At 69.0% G+C, this 17,958-nt stretch carries 15 protein-coding genes; 5 read left to right on the top strand and 10 right to left on the bottom strand.

From position 1 onward, the window contains the following. Positions 1 to 101: 101 nt before the first annotated feature. The 9 genes from HH110_RS14265 to HH110_RS14225 all read right to left on the bottom strand — a co-directional run bounded on the left by HH110_RS14265 (position 102) and on the right by HH110_RS14225 (position 12,676). Positions 102 to 1,931: a hypothetical protein gene (locus HH110_RS14265; RefSeq protein ID WP_176990271.1), complete on the bottom strand. Its 1,830-nt coding sequence runs from the start codon at positions 1,929 to 1,931 to the stop codon at positions 102 to 104. After that, complete coding sequence (locus tag HH110_RS14260; protein WP_176990270.1) at positions 1,928 to 4,093, bottom strand: hypothetical protein; 2,166 nt, start codon at positions 4,091 to 4,093, stop codon at positions 1,928 to 1,930. The genes HH110_RS14265 and HH110_RS14260 overlap by 4 nt, the downstream gene beginning before the upstream one ends. Beyond that, the gene (locus HH110_RS14255; RefSeq protein ID WP_176990269.1) at positions 4,090 to 5,208 is read right to left on the bottom strand and encodes a BatA domain-containing protein; all 1,119 of its coding nucleotides are present in this window, start codon (positions 5,206 to 5,208) and stop codon (positions 4,090 to 4,092) included. Before HH110_RS14255 ends, HH110_RS14260 begins: the two co-directional genes overlap by 4 nt. Continuing rightward, positions 5,205 to 6,101, bottom strand: coding sequence for a DUF58 domain-containing protein (locus tag HH110_RS14250; protein WP_176990268.1), 897 nt, complete (start codon positions 6,099 to 6,101; stop codon positions 5,205 to 5,207). Before HH110_RS14250 ends, HH110_RS14255 begins: the two co-directional genes overlap by 4 nt. Before the next feature lie 10 nt (positions 6,102 to 6,111). Next, positions 6,112 to 7,095, bottom strand: a complete 984-nt coding sequence (locus tag HH110_RS14245) for a MoxR family ATPase (RefSeq protein ID WP_176990267.1) — start codon at positions 7,093 to 7,095, stop codon at positions 6,112 to 6,114. A 61-nt stretch (positions 7,096 to 7,156) separates the two neighbouring features. After that, positions 7,157 to 7,858 (bottom strand): DUF4159 domain-containing protein, encoded by a 702-nt coding sequence (locus HH110_RS14240; protein ID WP_176990266.1) that lies wholly within the window; start codon positions 7,856 to 7,858, stop codon positions 7,157 to 7,159. A 67-nt stretch (positions 7,859 to 7,925) separates the two neighbouring features. Continuing rightward, positions 7,926 to 9,260, bottom strand: coding sequence for a TldD/PmbA family protein (locus HH110_RS14235; protein WP_176990265.1), 1,335 nt, complete (start codon positions 9,258 to 9,260; stop codon positions 7,926 to 7,928). 20 nt (positions 9,261 to 9,280) lie between these two features. After that, a complete protein-coding gene (locus HH110_RS14230) occupies positions 9,281 to 10,915 on the bottom strand; it encodes a TldD/PmbA family protein (protein WP_176990264.1) in 1,635 nt (544 codons plus the stop codon). 132 nt (positions 10,916 to 11,047) lie between these two features. Then, complete coding sequence (locus HH110_RS14225) at positions 11,048 to 12,676, bottom strand: metallopeptidase TldD-related protein (RefSeq protein WP_176990263.1); 1,629 nt, start codon at positions 12,674 to 12,676, stop codon at positions 11,048 to 11,050. A gap of 144 nt (positions 12,677 to 12,820) precedes the next feature. On the opposite strand from HH110_RS14225, the gene HH110_RS14220 reads away from it, so the two are divergent. The 3 genes from HH110_RS14220 to HH110_RS14210 all read left to right on the top strand — a co-directional run bounded on the left by HH110_RS14220 (position 12,821) and on the right by HH110_RS14210 (position 15,203). Continuing rightward, complete coding sequence (locus tag HH110_RS14220) at positions 12,821 to 13,444, top strand: DUF938 domain-containing protein (protein ID WP_176990262.1); 624 nt, start codon at positions 12,821 to 12,823, stop codon at positions 13,442 to 13,444. Between the two features lie 92 nt (positions 13,445 to 13,536). Then, on the top strand, positions 13,537 to 14,175 hold the full coding sequence (locus tag HH110_RS14215; protein WP_176990261.1) for a tetratricopeptide repeat protein: 639 nt from the start codon (positions 13,537 to 13,539) through the stop codon (positions 14,173 to 14,175). A 110-nt stretch (positions 14,176 to 14,285) separates the two neighbouring features. Then, positions 14,286 to 15,203, top strand: a complete 918-nt coding sequence (locus tag HH110_RS14210) for an AEC family transporter (protein WP_176990260.1) — start codon at positions 14,286 to 14,288, stop codon at positions 15,201 to 15,203. 10 nt (positions 15,204 to 15,213) lie between these two features. Here HH110_RS14210 and HH110_RS14205 read toward each other — a convergent pair whose 3' ends face one another. Continuing rightward, a complete protein-coding gene (locus HH110_RS14205; RefSeq protein WP_176990259.1) occupies positions 15,214 to 16,698 on the bottom strand; it encodes an AAA family ATPase in 1,485 nt (494 codons plus the stop codon). Positions 16,699 to 16,830: 132 nt separating this feature from the next. Between HH110_RS14205 and HH110_RS14200 the strand changes: the two genes are divergently transcribed. Beyond that, a complete protein-coding gene (locus tag HH110_RS14200) occupies positions 16,831 to 17,463 on the top strand; it encodes a ParA family protein (RefSeq protein WP_176990258.1) in 633 nt (210 codons plus the stop codon). 13 nt (positions 17,464 to 17,476) lie between these two features. Next, a complete protein-coding gene (locus HH110_RS14195) occupies positions 17,477 to 17,953 on the top strand; it encodes a histidine phosphatase family protein (protein WP_176990257.1) in 477 nt (158 codons plus the stop codon). Positions 17,954 to 17,958 lie beyond the last annotated feature (5 nt).

The raw sequence follows: 17,958 nt of genomic DNA, 5'->3' as shown, positions 1-17,958 counted from the left end.
TCGTGATCACCGCTTGAAGAGCGCATTAGTCGCGATCAGCTACACCTTGGGTGCTGGAAGCGACAATCACGAGCGGCCAGATGCGACATCGCGCGCAGCGGTCAGACAGCCGCCGCCACCCGCCGCCGCTCCAGCCACCACAGCAACCCTGCCGCCAGCACGAAGGCCAACAGCCACGGCCAGCGTGCGCCCGGCGTTTCGACCAGGCCCACCGATGCGGCTGCGGTGCCGCCAGCCAGACGCTGTGCCGTTGCCTCCCGCAGCTGCTGCCGATGCAGCGGTCGCGCGGTGGCCGGATCGAACACGTAGAACGTGTGGCGGTTCTCGCCCTGCTGCAGTTGATGCCAGCCGGCCTGCGCTGGCCAATAGCCGGCACAGTGCTCCGCACCGCTGGCCGGATCGATCCGCAGTGGAATGAACGCACCATCCGGTGCACGCACCTGCGCGGTCGCCTGCAGGTGGCACAGGGCCATGCGCTCACCGGCCCAGGGGGTGATGGCGTCGATGCGTGGGGCCTCCGCGGCGGGAAGCGCGCGCGCGATGCTGGCCAGCACGCTGCTCCACAGCTCGGCATGGCGATCGTCGCGACCGGCCAGCACCAGCCGATAACTGTCGGTGACCGGCAGCAGCGCGACGCGTCCGCGTCCGAGGGCGCGATAGCCGCCGACCGACGTGCCCTTGTCATCGTGCAGCAGCGGCGTCGCGCCGGCGGTCTGCACGGCCAACCGCTCCAACACCGGCAGCGCGGCTTGGTGCGAGGCGGTGTCTGCTTCCTCGACGTAGGCGGTGCTGTCCGACGCGGGCCGCTGTGGGCCACGGCGCGCCTGCAGCAGGGCGGCGTCGGCATCCGCGGGCAGTGACAGGGGCGCGGCCTGGTTGCCGCCGGTGACGGGCAGTCCCCAGCTGCGCAGCACCTGACGGGCGCCATCGCCAAGCGGGCCGCTGGTACGGACCAGGATGCCGAGCCCATTGCGGATGGCCTGTTGCAGCGTGCTGCGCTGCGTGGCCGACAGTGCAGCCAGGCTGCGCTCATCCAGCACCACGACATCGGTTTCGGCCAACCTGTCCGCAGCGAGCGTGATCGGCGCATCGCCAAGCGATACCCCACCGCCCGCATTGGCCTGCGCCTGCACGCGCAGGCCGGCATCGGTGGCCCAGCGGCGCAGGTACTTGAGCTCCGGGCCTGGCGCACCGGCCAGGATCAGCAGGCGCGGCGTGGCCGCGGCGACGGTGTCCACGGGTACGGCCAGGGTATCGACCACATGCTGGCGGGCATCCAGCAGGCGCAGGCGGAACACACTCTGCCCGGGGACGCGTGCCACACCGTCAAGGTGCACGCTGCCATCGGCGCCGGGCGTGGCACGGTCGACGACCAGGCCGGCCGGATCCACCAGCTCGGCGCGCGCGTCCGGCACGCCCTGCGCACGCGCGCCGACGGTGAACACCGCACCGGGCGCGGTGACCGGCGGCGGCTGCAGTGACATCCAGCCCTGCGGTGCGCCGGGCGATGCGAGACGCACGCCGCGCGGCAGCGCCACATCGCGATCGCGGGCCGTCAGGCCATCGCCGATCAGCCGAAGCGAGGTGGTACCCGGATGCTGGCGCAGCGCGGTCGCCAGGTCGGGTGCACGCAGGGCCTCGGCCGCCGTTGGCGCCTCCGGCAGCGCGACCACGGTCTCGCCGGGCGCGGCCGACCAGCGCACCTGATCGGCCGCCGCGGTCAGCACGGTGAGCTGACCCCCGGCCGCGCGCTGCATCGGCGGCAGCAGGGTCAGATAGAGCAGCGCGGTGACCGCGATCTGCAACAGCAGCAGGCCAACGAACACGCCGCGCGACCGCACCGGCCCTCGCCACTGCTGCCAGCACAGACGTGCGCTGGCCAGCAGCAGCACGGCCAGCAGCGCGATCAGGATCCAGCGCGGTTCGCTCATGGGGTGGCCTCCAGGGCATCCAGGTAGCGCTGGCCCATGGCATCGGGTGCGTTGCGACGAGGCACCTGCGGCAGCGGCCGCAGCAGGGCACGCCACAGCTGCGCGCGCAGGGCCTGATGGCAGTCGGCGCAGTCCGGGGTGATGCGCAGTGTTTCGATGGCGGCGGCCAGGCTCAATGGATCCGGCAGCCGCGCTTCATTGCGCCGCAGCCACTGGGTCAGCGCGTCCAGATCGGGCGCGCTGCCGGGATCGGCCAGCTGCTGCCAGACCTGCACGATGGCCTGGTCGGGGGCTTCCAGCGCACGCAGCGGCAATGCCCTGCTGGCCAGCTCGGCGCGATCGCCGGTCATGCGCCGGCCTTCATCGATCGGCGGCAGCTCCGGACCGACCCGCGCCAGATAGATGCGCTCGGCCTGCTGCACTTCCTTGATGAAACCCAGCGCCTTGTAGGCGTAGGGCAGGGCGCGCTCGGGCTGGCCCTGGCGGAGTTCGCCTTCCGACGACCACATCTGGTCGAGCGCCGCCTTCAGCGTGGCGCGCGTCTTGGGATCGAGCAGGGTGGCGGCCTCGGCGTGGTCATGGGTATGGCCGTACTCGGAGAGCACATCGGTGGCGCTGCCAAACACGGGTGCGGTGCCGTCGGTTTGTGCGCCATGGTCGTGATCATCGTGGCCGGCCTGTGCCTGTGCAGGCTCGCCATGGTGATCATGATCATCGTCATGCGGGGTCGCCGGCGTGTCGCTGGTGGGCAGGCTGTCGCTGGTCGGTGGCGGCTTGGCCCCGCCCTCGCTTTCCTCACCGAGGAACTGGCCATAGCGCAGGCGCAGGATGCGCTGGTCCACGCCGATCGCATCGGCGCGTTTGACGAACTCCTCGGCCGGCAGCTGGCGGCGCTGTTTGATCAGCGCCTCGGCGTCGATGATGATCTGGCGCTGGCTGCGGAAGTACGCTGGCAGGGTCTTCTTGACCATGCCCTCCATGTCGGTGCCCTGGATCTCGGCGGCGCTGGGCAGGCGCAGGATGACGCTGCTGCTCTGTGCGCTCTGCGCGGTGGGCGCGTGGGTGTCGCGCACGGTCAGCTGCGCGATCACATCGTTGCCTTCGGTGGCGCCCAGCGCGCCGAGATCGAGCGTGCGCGCGAAGCGCCGCTGCGTCGCCGGCCCGGTGCCGGACAGGGTGAAGGTCTGCTCGCGGAAGGTGATGTTCTCACCGCTGCCCTGGGCCAACGTGACCTTCAACTGCGCGGTGGCGACCACACCATGGTCATCGGTGGCCTCGAACTGCAGCGGCCACTGGCGCTGGCCGGGCGTGCCCAGCACGAGGCTGCGGTCCGGGGCGATCACGCGCACCACCGGGGGGCGATCCGGCACCACATCCAGCCGGTACAGACGGGTGTCGCGCAGGGCGGGCTCGGTCACCACGCGGTACAGCACCGGGCGGGTCGCGGTCCACCGTGCGGTCCAGAGGTCGCCCTCGCGCTGCAGCGCGATGCGCTGGCCATCGTGGAACTGCAGGGCGGCGGTGTGCGGCTGCGCGGAGAAGCGCAGCGACCAGTGCAGGCGGCTGTCCTGCGCGACCTTGCCATCCAGCGCGTTCTGCACGCGCACCGCCTGCCCGGTGTAGGCCGGGGCGGTGATCTCCAGCCGCGTCGAACGCAGCTGCGGCGGTTGCGCCGGTGTGGCCGGCGGTGCGGTCGCGCCGGGGAACAGCGGCGCTGCGCTCGGGCCGCGCGGCCAGCCGAAGGCCAGGGCCATGGCCAGCACTGACATCACCGCCGACGCCAGTACCCAGCGCCACGGCCAGCGGGGTCGCAGCTCGGGCAGGCGCGACTGCAGTGCCGCCTCGACATGCGCGCGCTGGCGCCGCTGCAACGGGTTCAACATGTCGGGGGTCGCGAACAGCAGGTCGGCACTGTCCTGTGCGATCGGGTGTTCATCCAGGCGGCGAACCAGCCACTGGCGATCGAGCCGGCGTGCGCGCCAGGTGGCCAGACCGACGCCGACCAGCAACGTCAGCAGCAGGATCACGGTGAACGCATCGAAGCCCGCGATCCGCCATGCAACGGCACTCAGTGCCAGCGCGATCGGTACCGCGAGTACGGCGGTGATCCACCACTGCCGCCGGCGCGCGCGCTGCCAGCCGCGCTGGATGATGGGGTTCATGCGCCTGCTCCGCGGCGCGGCGAGGTGGCCATCACCCGTTCGAGCGCGAACAGCAGCACGATCAGCGCGAGCAGCCACGGCGCAAGCTCACGTGGTGCGGGGAGCGGTGCGGCAGCGCCACGCAACGGTGCCTGTGTGGCCGCAGGTGCGAGGGTGGGTGCGGCCGGTGCCGCGATGACCGCCAGCAACTGGCGGGGGAAGCCGGGATCGCGCAACGCCGGCAGCTCCGTCGGCGACAGCGCTGCGCTGAAGCGCAGCAGACGACCGCTGCCTTCCTGCCGTTGTTCCAGCACCACCGCGCCCTGTGCATCGCGCAGGGCCGGCGTCCAGCCGGACCCCGCAGCACCGGGCGCGACCAGCACACTGCCGCCCCGTTGCACCCACCCCTGCCAGGCGGTGGGCAACGGTCCAGCGGCAAGCCACACGCCGAGCTGGCCATCGTCCGGGGCGGTGGCCGCGGCGCGGGCGGGCGACAGCGGTTGATTCGACCAGGCGCGCTGGATCGCTGCCAGCACCCGCTGCTCGGCGTCGGCGATGCCGGCGCCGACCTGCACCTCAGGCAGCGTCGCCGCGCGTGTGATGGCGGGTGCCAGGGGCACCGGCCGCCAGGTCACGGCGCGTGACAGGCGCGGACGCTCGCCATCCAGCCCGGGCATCGGGTCGGGCATGTAGACGGTCAGTGGCGTACCGGCGGGCAGGGTCTGGTCCAGCTCGCGCAGCAGGCTGGCCAGCGGTGAGGGGGATGCGGGGACAGCATCGGCCAGTGCCGGGAAACCCGGGGCCAGCCAGCGCCAGTCCCCCGTGGCGTCCCGCCCGCGCAGGGCAGTGCCGTCCAGCCCCGGGGCGACCACCGTGACCGGGTGGGTGTCGGCCGCAGCGTCGTGCAACAACGGGCGTGCCAGCAGCAGGGCCAGTGCGGCGAGCAGCAGCAGTCGCACCAGCAGCAGCGGCCACTCGTCGAAACGGATTTTCTGGCGCGGCCGGATCCGGGCCCGCAGCCAGCGCAGGGCGGCGAAGTCGAGCGGCGCGTACTGATGCCGGCGTGCAAGGTGGATCAGCAGCGGCACCAGCCAGGCAGCCAGTGCCAGCAAGCCAAGTGGATACAGCAGGCTCATGCGCCGCCCCCGGCACCGAGCAGCACACGCAGCGGTTGATCCAGCGGCTGGTCGAGATAACCGGTGGCATGCACGATGCCACTGCTCTGCAGGCGTGCCTGCAATGCGCGCTGCGCCGTGTCGAAGCGGGCCAGGTAATCCGCGCGGATGGCGCGGCCGTCGCCCAGCAGTTCTTCGCCGGTCTCCGGATCGCGGAAGCGGTGGCCGTCGGTGAACGGGAAATCGCGCTCTTCGGCGGTCAGCAGCTGCAGGTGCAGCACCTCGCGGCGCGCAGCGGCGAGCCGCTCCAGCAGCACGATGCCGGCCTCGTCGAAACCGTCGCCCAGCGCGACCAGCAGGTCGCCGGCCTGCACGCGCTCCCAGATCGGTGCCAGTGCCGTGACCGGCGGCCACCTGCCGCTGGCCTGCACCCGGCGCAGCAGCAGATGCACGCGGTCGCGCTGGCGTGGGCCATGGCCGGCCGGCACCAGGTGCACGCCTTCGCCGGTCAGGACGATCACGCCGAAGCGGTCGCTCTGCTGCAGGGCCAGTTCGACCAGGCAGGCGGCGGTGGCGCAGGCGTGGTCCAGCCGCGACCAGTCCGGTCGCGCGCGATCGCTCTGGCCCGCCGAGGCGGTGGCATCAAGCAGTACCCAAAGCGTGATCGGGCTTTCGCGCTCGGATTCGCGGACGAAGAAGCGGTCCGAGCGCGCGTAGAGCTTCCAGTCGATCTGCCGCAGCTCATCGCCGGGCTCATAGGCGCGGTACTGCGCAAACTCCAGCCCGGCGCCACGACTGCGGCTGGCGTGCTGGCCGATCCCGTGTGCACCCCGCGCACGGCGCGGCAGCAGCCGCAGTGCCCTCAGGCGGCTGCGGACATCGGCGGGGATCGCGATCGGTGCGTTGCGGCTCACGGCGTGTGGATCAACCCGGGAACGGCACGGCCTGCAGCAGCGCGGCGACCACGTCGTCGGCGCTCTTCTGCTCGGCCTCGGCGGCGAAGGACAACAGCAGGCGATGGCGCATCACCGGGGCCGCCAGGGCCTGCACATCCTCGCGGGTTGCGGCGAAACGGCCCTGCAGCAGTGCACGTGCCTTGGCCGCCAGTACCAGCGACTGTCCGGCACGCGGGCCGGCACCCCACTTGATCCATTGGTTCACCGCCGCCGGCGCATCGCTGCCGGGTCGGCTGGCACGCACCAGGCGGGTGATCCAGGTCAGCACGTCCTCGCTGATGTGCACCTGGCGCACGGCCGCCTGCAGGGCCAGCACGTCTTCGGCGTGCATCACCTTGGGCACGCTGCCCGTGGCGCTGCCGGTGGTCTGCAGCAGGATGTCGCGCTCTTCCTGCTCGGTGGGGTAGTCCACCCGCACGTGCAGCAGGAAACGGTCCAGCTGCGCTTCGGGCAGCGGGTAGGTGCCGGCCTGTTCGATCGGGTTCTGCGTGGCCAGCACGAAGAACGGCGCGGGCAGCGCATAGGTGGTGCCGGCGTAGCTGACGGTACGCTCCTGCATCGCTTCCAGCAGCGCGGCCTGGGTCTTGGGCGGCGTGCGGTTGAGCTCGTCGGCCAGCAGCAGGTGGGTGAAGATCGGACCCTTCTGGAAGCGGAAATGACGGTGGCCGGTGCCGTGGTCTTCTTCCAGCAGCTCGGTGCCAAGGATGTCGCTGGGCATCAGGTCCGGGGTGAACTGCACGCGCCGGAACTGCAGCTCCAGCGCCTGGCCGAGCGAGCGCACCAGCAGGGTCTTGCCCAGGCCCGGTGCCCCTTCCAGCAGGCAGTGGCCGCCGGCCAGCAGGCCGATCAGCAGCTGCTCGACCACGGCGTGCTGGCCGACCACGGCCTGGCCCAGCGCGCTGCGCAGTTGATCCAGTCGGGGCAGGAGGACATCAAGGCTGTCGGTCGTCATAAGGCACTCGCAGAGATCGGTGTAGAGCCACGCCATGCGTGGCTGGAATGCAGGAAGGAACCTAACTGTTCAACGCATACATGATGATGTTGACCGCGAAGCGGGTGTTGTCTTCGGCCAGGAAACGCTTGTTGCGCCAGTCGTAGTCCCACTCGCAGCCGTAATCCTTGTTGCTGTAGAGCACGCCGAGCCGGCCATCGATCTCGATGCCCTTGAGGTAATCGTGGACCAGGTCGTCGCCCCAGCCATTGAGCTCGAACCCCGTGGCGGGCGGGCCCTCGGGAAAGCGGAAGAAGCTGCGGTACAGCGCGTGGTTGTTCGGCAGCTTGTTGAGCGCCTTGGGCCCGAACAGCTTGGCCATCTGTGCTTCGAAGGACTTCGCGAACAGACCGTCGATGTCGTGGTTGCAGTCATCGACGAACACGAAGCCGCCGTTACGCACGTAACGCACGAAGTTCTGCCGCTCGGCGGCATTGAACTCGACCAGCTTGTGCCCGGCCAGATAGCAGAACGGCGCCTCCAGCATGCGCGGATCGGACAGGGCGATCACGTGCTCGGTCGGGTCCACGCGCAGGGAGGTGTAATCGATCAGCGAGGTGATCACGTTGGACGGCATGCGCGCATCCACGTCCCAGTCGCCGGAGTCGTACTTGAGGCGGGTGAACCAGAAGTCATAGCGCCCGGCCTGGGCACGTGCCGGCGCGGGCAATGCCGCGAAGGCGGCACTGCCCAGCATCAGGCGCAGGAACTGTGCGCGGTTCATCGCCACGCACGTTCCCGGGGGCAACCGGCCAGACGGAGAGACGGCCAGCGGCCGTCACGACCGTGCATCAGACCGCGTCGGACAACGAGGTGAAGGTGAAATCGCGCAGTTTCATCGGCGGGATCATCATCACCAGGCTGGATTCGTCACCGGCCACACGCACCGGCTTGCCCAGTTCTTCGATGTTGTTGAGCATGATCACCGGCGATTCGTTGAAGCGGAAGTTCTTCACCGGATGCTTGATCTGGCCATTCTCGATGTAGAAGGTGCCATCGCGGGTCAGGCCGGTCAGCAGCACGGTCTGCGGATCGACCATGCGGATGTACCAGGTGCGGGTGACCAGGATGCCCTTCTGGGTACCACGCACCAGCTCGGCGGTGCTCTTGTCGCCACCGGCCATCAGCAGGTTGCCCGGCCGCGCGTTGGCGGTCTTGCCCTGCTTCTGCGCCCAGAAGCGCGAGTAGTTGAGGTTGGCGATCTTGCCGTTCTTGATGATGTCCAGCTTCTCGCGCGGCTGGCCTTCGCTGTCCCACGGCAGCACGGCGGCCTCGGGGTGCCACGGGTCGGCCACCATGTTCACGCGCGGGTCGTAGACCTGTTCGCCGAGCTTGTTGCCGCCGCCCTTCTTGGACAGGAAGCTGCGGCCTTCATCGGCCGAGCGCGCATCGAAGAAGTTCATCATGAAGCTGATCAGGCCCGCCGCGGCGGCCGGCTCCAGGATCACCGTGTACTTGCCCGGCTCCAGCGCCTTGGCTTCGGCCGATTCGGTGGCCTTGCGCATGGCGATGCGGATGTCCTGGCCGGCCTTGAAATCAGCGGCCTCCTTGAGGTTGCGGCCGACCCAGCCCGAACCGCGGCCGTCTTCGGTGCGCACCGTGCAGGTGTAATCGAAGTTCGTGCCGCGCTGGTAACCGAAGTTGCCGTTGCTGTTGGCGGTGGCCTGGAAGCTCTGGCCGTCTTCGAGGAAGCCGGCCGCGATCAGGCCGTTGCCACGGCACGGCGCGATCGAATCGGCGGCGACCTTGGCGCGGAACGCCGGGTCGATCGCCGCGGTGGATTCGCTGAAGGTCGGGCTGGACCGGTAAGTCTGCTTGCCGATCGCCGGCAGGAATTCCGGGTTTTCCGGGGCCAGGCGGGCCAGATCCTCGGCGCGGCGCACCACGCGTTCCAGCGCGGCGTCGTCGAACTCGTTGATCGAGGCGGTGCCGACCCGCTTGCCGAAGGCGACCGTGACGGCCAGTTCGGTGTTGTCGACGATGCCGCTGGTGGAGACGTTGTTCAGTGCGAAACGGATGTTGCCGTCGATCGAGCCGGCCAGCACGGCGGTGCACTCATCGGCCTTGGAGAGCGCGATGACCTTGTCGAGGATGGCCTTGGCCTGGGCTTCGGTGAAGATACTCATGGATTGGGGCTCCTGACCGGTCAGCCGAGGCTGCGCGCGGTGTTGATGACGTTGATGCCGTTGAAGCGCGCGGTGGACGAACCGTGCGAGACCGCCGAGACCTGGCCGGGCTGGCCCTTGCCGTCGAAGAACGAACCGCCCAGGCGGTAGTCGCTTTCATCGGCCACGGCGGTGCAGGCGTTCCAGAACTCCGGCGTGCGGATCTGGTAGGCCACGTCCTCGAGCATGCGGGTGATCTGGCCGTTCTTGATTTCATAGAACAGCTGGCCACCGAACTGCGCGTTGTAGCGCTGCTGATCGATGGAGAACGAGCCGTCGCCGATGATGTAGATGCCGTTCTCGACGTCCTTGACCATGTCGGCCACGCTCAGCTTGGTCTTGCCCGGCGCCAGGGACACGTTGGCCATGCGCTGGAACTGCACGCTGGACCACGAATCGGCGTAGCAGCAGCCGTCGGACTCGGTCTTGCCCAGGATGTGGGCCTGGTCGCGGATGGTCTGGTAATCGACCAGCTTGCCTTCACTGATCAGGTCCCAGCGCTTGGTCTTGACGCCTTCATCGTCGTAACCGACCGCGCCGAGGCTGCCCGGCTGGGTCTTGTCGGCGAAGATGTTGACCTTGTCGCTGCCGTACTGGAAATGCTGCTCGCGCTTGTCCAGCGTGGCGAAGCTGGTGCCGGCGTAGTTGGCTTCGTAGCCGAGCACGCGGTCCAGTTCCAGCGGGTGGCCGACCGACTCGTGGATGGTCAGCCAGGTATGCGACGGATCCAGGATCAGGTCGTACTTGCCCGGCTTCACCGACGGTGCCTTGAGCTTCTCCTGCGCCTGCTTGGCCGCGGCGATCGCATCGGCCTTCATGTCGTAGGAGTTGCGGTAGTTGACCACGCCGTTGGGCGAGACCGCCTTGCCGGTGCCGACGCCATCGAGGTATTCGTAGCCCAGGCCCATCGGCGAGGACAGCCCCGAACGGGTGCGGAACTTGCCGGTGCTCTTGTCGATGGCGGTGACCGTCATCGGCGCCCAGATGCGGTGCACGTCCTGGTCGATGTAGGAGCCATCGGTGGACGCGAAGTACTTCTGCTCGTTGACCAGGAACAGCATCGAGTTGACGAAGCTGGCGCCGGCGCCCATCGCGCCTGCATTGACGTCCAGCAGCAGCTCGACCTTCTCCTTGATCGGCACGTCCATCGCGTTCTTGCGGATCGGCGTGCGCCAGGACACTTCGCCCACGCCGGGTGCGGCCGCCAGCTGCACCGGGGCGGTCTGCACGCCGGCGTTGGCCTTGGCGATCGCGGCGGCCTGCTGCGCGGCACGTGCCACATCGGTGGTGCCGAGCTGGTTGGTGGCGGCAAAGCCCCAGGCCCCGTTGACGATCACGCGGATGCCCACGCCGGTCGATTCGGTGTTCACCACGTTCTGGACCTTGTCCTCGCGGGTGATCACGTACTGGCGCAGGTAACGGCCGATGCGCACGTCGCAGTAGGTTGCGCCGGCCTGGCGGGCGGCGGCCAGCGCGGCATCGGCCAGGCGCTTCTTCAGGGCCGGATCGAGCGCGCTCTGCAGCTGTTCGGCGGCAATGACCTTGCCGAAGAACGACGGCACGATCAGTCCGCCAGCGGTAAGCCCGGTCAGGGCGAGGAAGTCACGTCTTTGCAAGGCAGCTCTCCACGTCGGTGTGGGGGTGGCAGGGAAACAGCGACATCAGGGCGACCGCCGCGGCGGCACAGCCGATTCTTGCGGCCATGCGGGCGCCGCGGTAGTGACATTCGGCACGGAGCGGGGACAGGCTCATCCCAGGCTGCGTGCGGTGTTGATGATGTTGATGCCATCGAAGCGCGTGGTCGACGAGCCGTGCGAGACCGCCGAGACCTGGCCCGGCTGGCCCTTGCCATCGAAGAACGAGCCGCCGAAGCGGAAATCGCGCTCGTCGCAGATCGCGCTGCAGGCATTCCAGAACTCCGGCGTGCGGATCTGGTAGGCGGCATCCTCGACCATGCCGGTGATCTCACCGTTCTTGATCTGGTAGTACAGCTGGCCGCCGAACTGCGCGTTGAAGCGCTGCTGGTCGATCGAGTAGGAGCCACGGCCGTGGATGTAGATGCCGTTCTCCACGTTCTTGATCATGTCGGCCACGCTCAGCGGGGTCCTGCCCGGCGCCAGCGAGACGTTGGCCATGCGCTGGAACTGCACGCTGGACCACGAATCGGCGTAGCTGCAGCCGTGCGATTCCTTCTCGCCCAGAATGTGCACCTCATCGCGGGTGGCCTGGTAGTTGACCAGGATGCCGTCCTTGACCAGGTCCCAGCGCTTGGTCTTGACGCCTTCATCGTCATAGCCCACCGCACCCAGGCTGCCCGGCGCGGTCTTGTCGGCGAAGAAGTTGACGATGTCGCTGCCCCAGCGGAAGCCCGCATCACGCTTGTCCAGCGTGGCGAAGCTGGTGCCGGCGTAGTTGGCTTCGTAGCCGAGCACGCGGTCCAGCTCCAGCGGATGGCCGACGTTCTCGTGGATGGTCAGGAACAGGTTGGACGGGTCCAGCACCAGGTCGTACTTGCCCGGCTTGACCGACGGCGCCTTGAGTTTTTCGCGGGCCTGGCGGGCCGCGGCGATGGCATCTTCGACCGGGTCGTAGGAATCGCGGTAGGCGACCACGCCGCCCGGCAGCGCGATCTTGCCGCGCGCGTCGCCATCCAGGAACTCGTAGCCCATGCCCATCGGCGAGGACAGCCCGGCGCGGGTGCGGAACTTGCCGCTGGCCTTGTCGATCGCGGTGGCGGTGAACGGCAGCCAGATGCGGTGCACGTCCTGGTCGATGAAGGAGCCGTCGCTGGAGGCGAAGAACTTCTGCTCGTTGACCAGGAACAGCGTGGAGTTGATGAAGTCGGCACCGGCATTGAGCGCGGCCGCGTTCAGCGACAGCAGCATGTCGACCTTGTCCTTGATCGGCACCGCCATCGCGTTCGTGCGGATCGGCGTCTTCCAGCTCACATCACCCACCCCAGTGACCGGGGCCAGCTGCACCGGGCGGGTCTGGATGCCGGCGTTGGCGCGGGCGATCGCCGCGGCCTGCTCCACCGTGGCCAGCACCGCGGCCGGCGTCTGCTGGTGCGTGGCCGCGAAGCCCCAGGCACCGTTGACGATCACCCGGATGCCGATGCCCGAGGATTCGCTGTTGGTGACGTTCTGGACGTTGCTCTCGCGGGTGATGATCGCCTGGTTGAGGTAACGCCCGATGCGCACGTCGCAGTAGCTGGCGCCGGCCCGCTTGGCGGCGGCGAGCGCGGCCTCGGCCAGTGCCTTGCGCCGGCCGACATCGCCCGGTTCGAGCAGCTGCTCGGCGGCGATCAGCCGGCCGTGCGGCAGTACCAGGCCAGCCAGGCCCATTCCAGACAGCGCTAGGAACTCACGACGTTGCACAGCTCACATCCCCCAAGGACGGCCGACGGCACGGAGGCGGCCGGCGTTGGACAAGTCTTCGACTTTCGGTGCCATCGCACAGTGGCACAAGTGACTGCGGTCATGGTTGGATGGAGATCGATTCCCTGCCGGTGTGACATCCCGATGAGCCAGATACGCTGGTCCGAGGCCTGCGAGCGCAACCGCGCGCCGATCCTGGCGGTGCTGCAGCGCCACTTCGCCGACCGCCGCCGGGTGCTGGAGATCGGCAGCGGCACAGGCCAGCATGCCGAATACTTCGCCGGCGCACTGCCGCACCTGCAGTGGCAGGCCAGCGACCATCCGGATCATCTGCCCGGCATCGCGGCGCGGCTGCAGTCGGCCGGCCTGCCCAACACGCCGGCCCCATGGCCGCTGCAGGCGGTGCTGTCGCCCGCGCCCGGGCTCGGCCCGCTGCCGGCCGTGCCGCTGGCCTTCGATGCGGTGTTCAGCGCCAACACCCTGCACATCATGAGTTGGGCGCACGTCCAGACACTGTTCGCCGGCCTGCCCGCGGTCATGGCCGATGACGCCGTGCTGGCGGTCTACGGGCCCTTCAATCACCACGGCGCCTTCAGCAGCGACAGCAACCGCCAGTTCGATGCGTGGCTGAAGGCGCGGGATCCGGCCTCGGGCATCCGCGACGCCGAGGCGGTGGATGCGCTGGCGGCCGGGGTGGGCCTGGTGCTGCTCGAGGACGTGGCGATGCCGGCCAACAACCGCCTGCGGGTCTGGCGCCGCGGCCGCTAGCGCCGACCGCCGGTCGGCGGCGCTTGGTGCCGGGCCCGCGCTGCGGTTAGGATCAGGAGGGGAGGTTGTTGTGACAACCTGGGGGAGTTTGCATGGCAGTTGCAAGACAGATGCTGGCCGGCGTGATGCTGGCCATGGGGGCTTGTGTGTTCAACGTGTCGGCGCAATCGCTGCCGGCCGTGCAGGAGTTCTACTTCGACAAGGACGCAGCCGCCACGCCGATGGTGGCGGTGACGGGCAGCAGTGCCGACCTGGTCGACCAGTTGATGAAGCAGCGCGAACGCGGCCGCAAGACGCTGGAGGCGACCGTGCAGCTGGCCGGCGTGGCGATCGCGCAGGGGCGGCCGGAACTGGGGCGCAGCCTGTACGAACAGGCCACCTCGACCACCGCCGCCAGCTCGATGCAGGCGCGTTCGGTACGCTGGAACTACGGCTGGGACCTGTTCCGCCTGGGCGATACCGAGGCCGCGCTGGTGCAGTGGACGACGGCCCAGAACGGGCTGCGCGGCAACCCGTCGTGGGTGCCGCCCACGTATGCGCTGGCCCTGTGGACGCTGGGCCGCAGGAACGATGCGGTGCAGTGGTATGCCGCCGCGGTGCGCACCGAGCCGCAGCAGTGGAGTGGGACGGACCGCTACGCCGCCCTGTTGCCGGGCTGGCGCGACAGCGAACGCAGCACCCTGGCCGAGATCCAGCAGGCGTGGGCCGAGAAACCACCGGCCTGGCCGTGATCGGGCGTCCCTGCCCGCGCGGGCGGGCAGGGACTGTCGGTCGCGCGGGGCATCGGCACGTCGACCAAGGTCGGGGCGGAGACCGCAGGCGAGTGGGCTAGGCTGTCGCGATGGCTTTCGATGCATTCGCGCTCATCCTGACCATGCTCGGCCTGGGCATGGCGTTCTCGCGCCTGCGCGCGCTGCCGGACAACACCGCCGATGTGCTCAACCGCATCGTGCTGTACGTGTGCCTGCCGGCGGCGGTGCTGATCTATGTCCCGCGGCTGCACCTGGATGCCAGCCTGATCGGACTGGTGGCGACGCCGTGGCTGCTCATGCTCGCCACCCTGGTCCTGGTCAGCCTGGCCACGCGCGCGTTCGGCTTCGCCCGCGACGTGCACGCGGTGCTGCTGATCTGCGTGGCGCTGGCCAACTCCAGTTTCATCGGCTACCCGATGGTGCGCGCGCTGCTCGGCGACCACGCCCTGCCGTATGCGGTGGTCTACGACCAGTTCGGCACCTTCGTGCTGCTGTCCACCTTCGGCCTGTACGTGATCGCGCGCTACAGCGGCGATACCCCGCCCACCGCCGCGCAGATCCTGCTGCGGATCGCGAAGTTCCCCCCGCTGTGGGCGCTGCTGTTCGCGTTGACCCTGATGCCCGAGCAGCCACCGGCCTGGATCGGCACCGGGCTGAAGCAGCTGGCCGATGCGATGCTGCCGCTGGTGATGCTGGCGGTGGGTTTCTCCATCCAGCTGCGGCTGCCCCTGGATGAACTCAAGCCGCTGGGCATCGGCCTGCTGCTCAAGCTGCTGGTGATGCCGGCGCTGGCGCTGCCGATCTCCTGGGCCTTCGGGCTGCAGGGCACGATGCTGCAGGCCAATGTGCTCGAATCGGCGATGCCGACCATGATCACCGCCGCCGCGCTGGCGATGTCCCACCGCCTCGCCCCGCGCCTGGCCGCCGCGCTGGTCGGCTACGGCATCCTGCTGTCGCTGGTGACGCTGCCGGCGTGGGTGTGGGTGCTGCACCGGCTGGCGGGATGACGCGCGGGCGTCACTCGTCCGCGCTGACCGTGCGCCCCCGGGCCCAGTCGCGCAGTGCGGTGACCTGTTCGGCCATCAACACCGACAACGGCCGGCTGCCGCGGATCTCCTGCATCAACAGCTCGGTATCCAGCACCCGGGATTCGGCATGCGCGGCGTACAGCCCGGAGACCACGGCCTGTTCGATCTCCGCGCCGGAGAAGCCCTCCGCCGCGGCCGCCAGCGCCGGCAGCGCGAAGTCGTCGGCGTTGAGCTGGCGCTTGCCCAGGTGCAGCCGCAGCAGCTCGACCCGGGTGTTGGGATCGGGCAGGTCGACGAAGAAGATTTCATCGAAGCGGCCCTTGCGCAGCAGCTCGGCCGGCAGCTCGTGCACCTGGTTGGCGGTGGCGACGATGAACACCGTGCTCTTGCGCTCGGCCAGCCAGGTCAGCAGGTGGCCCAGCACGCGGCGCGAGACGCCGCCATCCTCGCCACCACTGGCCAGGCCCTTCTCGATCTCGTCGATCCACAGCACGCAGGGCGCCAGCTGCTCGGCCGAGGCCAGCGCCTCGCGCAGGTTCTTCTCGGTTTCACCGTGGAACTTGTCGTACAGGCTGCCGAAGTCCAGCCGCAGCAGCGGCACGCCGAAACCGGCAGCGGTCGCCTTGGCCAGCATCGACTTGCCACAGCCCTGCACGCCGAGCAGGAGCATGCCCTTCGGCGGATCCAGGCCGGCCGGGCCGGCACCGCCGAGGAACACCGGGCGGCGCTGGTTGACCCAGCGCTTGAGCCGGTTGGCGCCGGCCACGTCGGCAAAGCGGGTGGTGTCGTATTCGTAGTGCAGGTGGCCGGCGCGGTTGAGCAGCTCGAACTTGAGCCGGGCCAGCTGCGGCAGGTCGTCCTGGCTGAGCGCGCCGTCGGCGAAGATCAACTGCCGGGCGATCCGCCGGGCATCGACCAGGCTCAGCCCGCGCAGGTTGTGCAGGATTTTCTGGACCGCCTCGTTGTCCACCTCCACGCGCCGTCCGCCGTTCTCGCGGGCATAGGCTTCGGCTTCCTCGCGCAGCATCTTCAGCAGCGCGTTGAGGTCGGGCAGGCGCGGGTTGAAGCGGGTGGCGAGCGCTTCCAGCTCGGCCGGAAGCTCGACCTTGGCCCCGATCAGCACCAGCACGTGCGCCTCGCAGTGCCGCCGCTGGATCAGGTCGCGCAGCGCGCGCTGATGGCTGGCATAGCCCAGGTAGGGATGGAAATCGAGCAGCAGGTAGATGCCGCGCTGCTCGGCCTGCCGGATCATCTGCAGCGCCGCGCTCGCATCGGGCGGGCCGACCGGGTCGTCCTCGCGGTCCATGTCGATCCGGCGCAGGCCTTCGGTGATCGACCAGCGGTGCAGGGCGCGCCAGACATGCATCAGGGTCTGCCGGAACAGCTCCACCACCCGGCCCTCATCCTGGGTCTCGATGATGATCAGCGGGGTGTTGGCGCGGATCAGCGCGCTGAGGTCCTGTAGTTCGCTCATGCTGGCGGTCAGTCCATTGGAACCATCCACGATAGCAAAGCCACGGCCGTCGGTTCGGGTTCAGCGCTGCGACTATCTCCGTCACAGGCGCCGGTGTAGGCTGCGGAAACGTTCCCCGGAAGCGAGGCTTGCATGAAGACGATCCTGGTGGCCGGTTCCAAGGGCGGGGTGGGCAAGACCACCGTTGCCACCCACCTGGCCGCGCATTCGGCATTGCAGGGCAGACCGACCGTCCTGGCCGATGCCGATCCACAGGGCTCCAGTACCCGTTGGGCACAACGGCGCTCGGTCCTGGAAAGCGCCGTGCTGCCCATCGACGTGTACCGCAAAAAGAGCTGGGAACGACTGATTCCCGACGGCACCGAGGAGGTCATCATCGATGCCCCGGCCGGTGCGATGGCCGACGATATTCCGCATTTCCTTGACGTTGCCGATGCCGTGGTGGTGCCGGTATTGCCTTCGGCGCTGGACATCGAGGCCATCGTCGGCTTCCTCAACAGCCTGTCGCGCGTCCCCCGCGTGCACAACCGCAGCCTGCCGGTCGGCCTGGTGCTCAACCGCACCAAACCCTGGACGCAGACTTCGCAACAGGCGATACAGATGTTGGCCGATTGGCCGTATGAGGTCGTCGCGCAGTTGCGCGACAGCCAGAGCTATGTGGTGATGGTCGGGCTGGGACGGAGTCTGTTCGACTACCGCTCGGCCCAGGTGCGCGAGCACCAGAGTGACTGGGAGCCGCTGTTGAAGTGGCTGAAGAAAGCCTGACACGAGAGATCCCATGCGAGAACTGATACTGCTGCGTCACGCCCATGCCGAAACCGCCAGCACCGGCCAGGCCGATCTGGACCGCCCGCTGTCGCCGGTCGGCCTGGCCGAAGCCGAGGCCGCCGGCCGCTGGCTCAAGGAAAACAACCTGCTGCCCGACTGCGTGCTCTGCTCGCCGTCACGGCGGACCCGCGAAACCCTGGAGGCCGTACTGGGCATCACCGGCTTCGTCGAGAAGCGGCTGGAGGATGCCGTCTACGACGCCACCCCGGGCACCCTGATGGGGTTGATCGATGCGCGCCGCGATGTGGACCGCCTGCTGGTGGTGGGCCACAATCCCGGCCTGGAACAACTGGTGGCCCTGATGAGCGAGGGCACCAGCAGCGATTACCGCGGCATGCCGCCGGGCGGAATCGCGGTACTGGCCTTCGACCGTGAGGCTGCCATCGAGCCCGGCGTGGCCAGCCTGACCGCCTTCTGGTGGCCGTAAGCAGT

The organism is Stenotrophomonas sp. SAM-B (assembly GCF_013387485.1).
GTDB lineage: Bacteria > Pseudomonadota > Gammaproteobacteria > Xanthomonadales > Xanthomonadaceae > Stenotrophomonas > Stenotrophomonas maltophilia_AA.
Note: the sequence above shows the minus strand (reverse complement) of the source record. Positions and strands in the feature narration are given on the sequence as shown.

Bases quoted from the DNA above. Each gene is read 5' to 3' on its own strand.
- HH110_RS14245 (WP_176990267.1), bottom strand. From the start codon at position 7,095: ATGACGACCGACAGCCTTGATGTCCTCCTGCCCCGACTGGATCAACTG.
- HH110_RS14200 (WP_176990258.1), top strand. From the start codon at position 16,831: ATGAAGACGATCCTGGTGGCCGGTTCCAAGGGCGGGGTGGGCAAGACC.
- HH110_RS14210 (WP_176990260.1), top strand. From the start codon at position 14,286: ATGGCTTTCGATGCATTCGCGCTCATCCTGACCATGCTCGGCCTGGGC.
- HH110_RS14235 (WP_176990265.1), bottom strand. From the start codon at position 9,260: ATGAGTATCTTCACCGAAGCCCAGGCCAAGGCCATCCTCGACAAGGTC.
- HH110_RS14255 (WP_176990269.1), bottom strand. From the start codon at position 5,208: ATGAGCCTGCTGTATCCACTTGGCTTGCTGGCACTGGCTGCCTGGCTG.
- HH110_RS14220 (WP_176990262.1), top strand. From the start codon at position 12,821: ATGAGCCAGATACGCTGGTCCGAGGCCTGCGAGCGCAACCGCGCGCCG.
- HH110_RS14240 (WP_176990266.1), bottom strand. From the start codon at position 7,858: ATGAACCGCGCACAGTTCCTGCGCCTGATGCTGGGCAGTGCCGCCTTC.
- HH110_RS14195 (WP_176990257.1), top strand. From the start codon at position 17,477: ATGCGAGAACTGATACTGCTGCGTCACGCCCATGCCGAAACCGCCAGC.
- HH110_RS14260 (WP_176990270.1), bottom strand. From the start codon at position 4,093: ATGAACCCCATCATCCAGCGCGGCTGGCAGCGCGCGCGCCGGCGGCAG.
- HH110_RS14205 (WP_176990259.1), bottom strand. From the start codon at position 16,698: ATGAGCGAACTACAGGACCTCAGCGCGCTGATCCGCGCCAACACCCCG.
- HH110_RS14265 (WP_176990271.1), bottom strand. From the start codon at position 1,931: ATGAGCGAACCGCGCTGGATCCTGATCGCGCTGCTGGCCGTGCTGCTG.
- HH110_RS14215 (WP_176990261.1), top strand. From the start codon at position 13,537: ATGGCAGTTGCAAGACAGATGCTGGCCGGCGTGATGCTGGCCATGGGG.